This window comes from Blautia sp. MB18-30 (assembly GCF_023669475.1).
Lineage (GTDB): Bacteria > Bacillota > Clostridia > Lachnospirales > Lachnospiraceae > Blautia_A > Blautia_A fusiformis.
The window spans coordinates 21,802-27,801 of sequence record NZ_JAMOYY010000037.1; the positions used below are offsets into that span (position 1 = coordinate 21,802).

Genomic DNA, 6,000 nt, shown 5'->3' on the forward strand with positions numbered 1-6,000 from the left:
GCATTATTTTTCCCCTTACAGCAGGATGCTGCAGGGTTGCTGCCTGCTCCGATATCAGCCCTTGACTGCACCCGAGAACATTCCTCTGATCAGCTGTTTCTGTCCAACGATAAAAATGGAAATGGACGGAATGATGATCATAACAACGCCTGCGATCATCAGGGTGATGGACTGTGAATCCACACTATCCAGCATACTGATACCGATCTGAACGGTTCGCATATTGTTGGAGCCTGTTACAAGCAGCGGCCACATGTACATATTCCATGCATTGATAAAGGTATACACTGCCATAGCGCCAATAGCGGATTTTGTCAGCGGAAGCAGGATCCTTACGATAAATTTCAGATTGCTGCAGCCGTCAAGCTTTGCCGATTCATACAGTGAGATCGGGAAAGTCATGTAAAACTGGCGGAACAGGAAAATTCCCATTGCGGATGTAAGGTAAGGCACGATCAGTACCTGATAAGTATCCAGCATTCCCCAGCTTGATACCGTCAGGTAGTTGGAAATGATCGTTGCCTCTCCCGGAACCATCATGGTTGCCATCACAACCATGAAGAGAATACCTTTTCCTTTGAATTCCAGGAAAGAAAACGCAAAAGCAGCAAGAGAACAGGTAATGATCTGTCCGATGGTAATGCATCCCGCCATGATAAAGGAATTCAATATGAATCGGAGAAGTGGAACGGTGCGGAATGCATTGATAAAGTTGGAAAAGGTCGGATTCTTGGGAAAGAGATTCAACTCTGTAGTAAACAGTTCACTGGAAGGCATCAGTGCAATACTGATGGCATAAAGCAATGGAAGCAGGATCAGAACCGCAAACACAACATTTGCCGTAACACGGAGTGCTGTTCTTGTCCTTCTCTTTGCAAGAGCCTTTGCATTCATAGCTTTTTTCAGCTCCAGAAGCTCCTCTTTTGACATGTTTCCCACTGCCGGGACTGCCATATTTTTCATCTGGCTCATCAGTAATTCACTCCCTTCTTCTCAATACGGAACATGATCAGTGTGATGATCATGATGATCACAAACAGGATAACAGACTGGGCTGCCGCACTTCCGAAGCGGTAGTTAAAAAACGCATCCCTGTAAATGGAATAAACAATAACATTGGTAGACTCATTAGGACCACCCTCTGTCAGGATCTTGATCTGTCCAAAGGACTGAAATGCCTGTATGATATTTACCACCAGTGTGTAAAACATGATCGGGGAAAGTCCCGGAAGCGTCAGGCTGAAAAACTGCTGCACACTGCTGGCTCCATCTACAGAAGCTCTCTCATAAATGGTCTCATCAATATTCCCGAGTCCTGCGGAAAAATACAGGAAATTGATCCCGCTGTTCAGCCACGCAGTAAGAATGGCTACGCAGATCAGAGCCGTGTTCGGATCGTTCAGCCAGTTGATATCCAGGCCGGTAAGCTTATTCACAATACCTACTGCCGGGTGGAGCATGATCTGGAAGATCATTGCCGCAGAACTGGATGCAATAGCCATTGGCAGAGCATAGGATGTACTGAACACCCGGATTCCCGGAAACGCCTTGTTACAAAGCACTGCTGCGATCAGACCAAGAAGCATGCCGCCGACCACAACGATCAGCACAAAGATCAGCGTCACCTTCAAACTGTTGATAAAGGATGCTGACTGAAGCAGCTCTTTATAATTGCCCAGACCAACGTACAGCTTTGCCTGTCCCATCTTGTTGGTCTTGTAAAGACTTAAATAAATTGTTTTCACAAACGGATAAAACAGAAAAATTCCAAAAATAAGCATACAAGGCACCAGATATAAGTACGGTGTGATCTTGCTTTTGCTGTTATTTTCCATAACTATTTCTCCTCCTTGCATAATCAGATTCTATCTACAGGCTGATCTGCCTGCACTCAAGCTTTTTCGTGACATAAATTCATGACATAAAAATATTTTCTTCTGTCTCCGGATCAAACACATGGGCCTTCTCCATATCAAAATACAGAGAAACCTTCTCCCCTACCTGTGTCTGATTTTCCGGACTTAAGCGGACTGCCAGGGTTTTGCCCTGCTCATCAAAATAGAGGATCACTTCCGCTCCCAGCATCTCCCGGTTTACTACAGGCTCATCTACATCTACGCTTTCATTTTCAATACCAAGCTTTTTCGCCTCGTCCAGCTCGTAGATATCCTCCGGACGGATTCCAAGGATCACGTGTCTGCCGTTATATCTGTCTGCGATCTGTTTTCCTCTGGTTCCATCCAGATAAACCTTTTTCACAGTTTTGGCATCATCCAGAAGAAGGGCCGTGCGATTATTTTCTTCTGCTTTTACTGTACACCGGAAAAAGTTCATGGACGGAGAACCAAGGAAGCCTGCTACGAAAAGATTTACCGGATTGTCATAAATACTCTGCGGCGCTCCCACCTGCTGGATCAAGCCATCCTTCATGACCACGATCTTAGTCCCAAGAGTCATGGCCTCTGTTTGGTCGTGCGTTACATAAATAATGGTGGTGTCCAGCTGTTTATGTAATTTCACAAGCTCCACACGCATCTGAGCACGAAGCTTTGCATCCAGATTGGAAAGGGGCTCATCCATGAGAAAGGCTTTCGGCTTCCGGATAATTGCACTTCCAATGGCAACTCGCTGTTTCTGACCGCCGGAAAGAGCCGCCGGTCTCCGGTCAAGAAGCTGGTCGATCTCCAGGATCTTTGCCACCTCATGGACCTTTCTGTCGATCTCATCCTTCGGAAGCTTACGGATCTTCAGGGCATATGCCATATTTCCATAAACTGTCATGTTCGGATATAAGGCATAGTTCTGGAACACCATGGACATTCCCCTTTCCTTCGGTTCCAGATAATTGGAAAGCTCACCGTCGATCCACAGCTCACCGTCTGTGATCTCCTCCAAGCCTGCGATGATACGCAAAGTGGTGGATTTTCCACATCCGGACGGACCTACAAAGATCACAAACTCTTTATCATGTATATCAAGATTAAAATCCTTCACACCGTAATGCTCCGAATCAAATTGCTTACATACATTTCTAAGTGCAATTTCTGACATTACTTATCTCCTTTCTCTTCTCTCGCTCACATAGTTTGTAGTATAGGATTTTTTCGGCTGTTCAGATATCGTGATTGAGATAAAGATTTGTGAATTGCATGTTAAATTGTTTCAGAAATTATATGCAATTCCGTTAAATTCTTTCTCCAGAGTAAAATACCCATCGCGTTATGTTGCCACCTTCTTTCGCCGTCATCTCTGTCCTGCATCATATCTTCCAATTTTTATTACATTGATCACAACAGCTCTCTCCAATATGTCGGCAATATGGATATTTCCCGTCTCCTCGCATATCTGAATCAAATAAAAATAGAATATTCATATTTAATACTTGCCTCTCTTCCAGATAAATGCCAACTTTCAGGCTTTTATGATCACTTGATTTGTGCAATTTTTTATGTTGTTTTAATTTTTTCTGTAAAATTTCAAATATATGCTTTGTTTTTGTCTAATTTTACCCTTGAAGTTTTGTACATAAGTTAAACAATACAAAATATTGTTCTTAAATTTTCTAACTTTTTGTTAGCCACCTCGTCCGAGAAGTGCTATAATAATCCCAGTCAGAAAAGAAATGCAGAATTCGTGTTACTGCGAACAGCGCGAACAGCAACATTACCGGAATCCATGCATCAGGAGGAGGAATTTGACATGATCACATTGAAAGCAGAGAAAAGAAACCCGAATGTAAAAGCTAAAAAATTAAGACGTGAGGGTTACGTCACAGGAATTCTTAGTGGAAAAGAAATGAAAGAGCCTGTAGCACTTCAGTTTAACGGTGCCGAGGCAGCCAAATTCATTAAAGCAAATAAAGAAGGTACACAGGTTTACTTGGACATCGAAGGCGAAAAAGTTGATGCCCTGGTAAAGAACATTGACTATAATCCAATTGAAAAACAGCTGATGGCTCTGGATTTCCAGGCACTGGTAGCCGGTGAGAAGGTTTCCACAACAGTCGCTGTCAAACTGGAGCACACCGACATGGTTCAGGGTATCGTTGAGCAGGAGATGGAAGAGATCCACTACAAAGCAGATCCGTCCAACCTTCTTGACACCATCGTCATCGACTTCAACGGCTATCCTGCAGACGTCCGTGATATCCATGTAAAAGACCTCCCGATCCCGGAAGGCAAACACGTCCACTTCATCACTCCTGAGGATGCAGTTGTTGTTCATATCGGTGAATATGAGGCAGCTCCGGAAGAGGATGAGGACGCTGAAGGCGCTGAAGCTGAAGCGAAATAATTTTATAATTTCATATGAAATATTTCAGGGGATTGCCTGGTGGCAATCCCCTGGTTTTGTTTACATAATTCTAAGAATGTTATTTCATTTGTAATTTCTTTATCTCATCCAGCGGCAACCCGGAAAAATTAGAGATATCTTCCAGTGTAAATCTGCTGTCTTTGAGCATTTTCTATGCTGTAAGCAGCGCCTGTTTCTGAATCCCAATACTTTCACCCTCTGTAAACCCCTGTGTTCTGCCTTCTGCCCTTGCATCATCACACATTTCCTGTACAGCCTGACACATATCAACACTCCTTAATAAATTTTTGTTAGCGATCTATAAACGCTCCGTCAAAAACTGCCCTACGGCGTATCGGCTTCGCCTTGTTTCTTAACCTCACTCTACTACTAAACGATTATATACAGATTTTATTATCACATTACTATATGTATCGGAAGCAAGGTTCTCTTTAATGTTCCTTATTTCCTTATGATAATCTCCTTTATCAATCCAATCTCTATAAATGACCTTCTTACAATTTGCAAATTGAATAGTCACTTTCGAAAATATTTCTTCACCATCTATATCAGTAATGATACCTTCTCCCAGCTCTTTGTGGATAAGATGTTGTCCCACCATAATTTCTTTTTGATTTATATTTCCAGAATAATTGTCCACTATATATTGAATAAATGAATTTAATATGTAAATATAATCTTCAAAATTGTTTTCTATTTCTTTAAAACATCTATTTCTCCATTCTACAGAACTTCCATTTTGGTCATACAATAAATTTATTTCTGAACAAATATAAGAAACACCTGGAACAATGAAATAAGAAAATTGCTTAGGTACAATTAACTTTTGATGTTTAGACCAAAAAGCGTTTTTTCCAATCAATATATGAAGTAATAAATGTTCAATATAATTACAATAAACTAGACGTTCTGCTTTTTGGTACTCAAACGGTTGTTCTAATGCACATCCTGTATGCGAAAGCATATAGCCTTTATCTTCATCTATATGATGACAAAATAACCCTTCTTTAGTTCTTGAAATTCGCTTACTTTTAGTTTTACAAGTAGCATTTGTAAAATAATCATATTTAGCTGGTCCATATTTCTTTAATAAATATGACACAAATTCATCGTAATTCATTTCCATCTCTTCTAAGATTTATTATTGGATTATATTTATCAAAAAAATCCTTTACTAATAAATCAATAGAAAAATTTATATTTTGACAACTCTATAATTAATCTTCATAAGACTTTAACGGATGAATTCTTGCTCAAAATGTTCTAATTTACAATCATACCGGGGGAAGAAATCTTTGACGTGCAACCTCCTTTTTGTCTGGATTTTGGCAGGGCCCCAAAGTTGGTACCCTGCCCTTTTTGGACAAAACAAAAGAGCCTGAATGCCTTGATTTTAAAGGCTTTCAGGCTCCTAAGGAGCAGGGGATGAGAGAATCGAACTCCCACCAAAGGTTTTGGAGACCCCTATCATACCATTTGACCAATCCCCTATATACAAGAAAAAGTGGCTGTTGGCCACAAATTCTTTTACATTGTACTCTCAAAACTACATACATGCCTGTTGATCGTTAATCAAACTCTTTGAATCAATTCTTAACCTGCGTTTCTTGGTCAAGCCCTCACCCGATTAGTAACAGTCAGCTCCATGTGTTACCACACTTCCACCTCTGCCCTATCTACCTCGTC

At 41.1% G+C, this 6,000-nt stretch carries 5 protein-coding genes and 1 tRNA gene; 1 reads left to right on the forward strand and 5 read right to left on the reverse strand.

What is annotated here, in order from left to right; all coding sequences use genetic code 11:
- Positions 1 to 54 precede the first annotated feature (54 nt).
- The 3 genes from NCY57_RS13685 to NCY57_RS13695 form a co-directional block, all read right to left on the reverse strand.
- Entirely contained in the window at positions 55 to 972 is a 918-nt protein-coding gene (locus tag NCY57_RS13685) for a carbohydrate ABC transporter permease (RefSeq protein WP_015525322.1), read from the reverse strand.
- Positions 972 to 1,835 carry a carbohydrate ABC transporter permease gene (locus NCY57_RS13690; protein WP_015525321.1) on the reverse strand — a complete coding sequence of 288 codons (864 nt, stop codon included), beginning with the start codon at positions 1,833 to 1,835 and terminating at the stop codon, positions 972 to 974. Before NCY57_RS13690 ends, NCY57_RS13685 begins: the two co-directional genes overlap by 1 nt.
- 79 nt (positions 1,836 to 1,914) lie before the next feature.
- A complete protein-coding gene (locus tag NCY57_RS13695) occupies positions 1,915 to 3,051 on the reverse strand; it encodes an ABC transporter ATP-binding protein (protein ID WP_173739415.1) in 1,137 nt (378 codons plus the stop codon).
- 648 nt (positions 3,052 to 3,699) lie between these two features.
- On the opposite strand from NCY57_RS13695, the gene NCY57_RS13700 reads away from it, so the two are divergent.
- Positions 3,700 to 4,293 (forward strand): 50S ribosomal protein L25, encoded by a 594-nt coding sequence (locus NCY57_RS13700; protein ID WP_161209943.1) that lies wholly within the window; start codon positions 3,700 to 3,702, stop codon positions 4,291 to 4,293.
- Positions 4,294 to 4,672: 379 nt separating this feature from the next.
- On the opposite strand, the gene NCY57_RS13705 is transcribed toward NCY57_RS13700, so the two are convergent.
- On the reverse strand, positions 4,673 to 5,434 hold the full coding sequence (locus tag NCY57_RS13705; RefSeq protein WP_250789764.1) for a hypothetical protein: 762 nt from the start codon (positions 5,432 to 5,434) through the stop codon (positions 4,673 to 4,675).
- Positions 5,435 to 5,733: 299 nt separating this feature from the next.
- Positions 5,734 to 5,804: transfer RNA gene (locus NCY57_RS13710), tRNA-Trp, on the reverse strand.
- Positions 5,805 to 6,000: the final 196 nt, after the last annotated feature.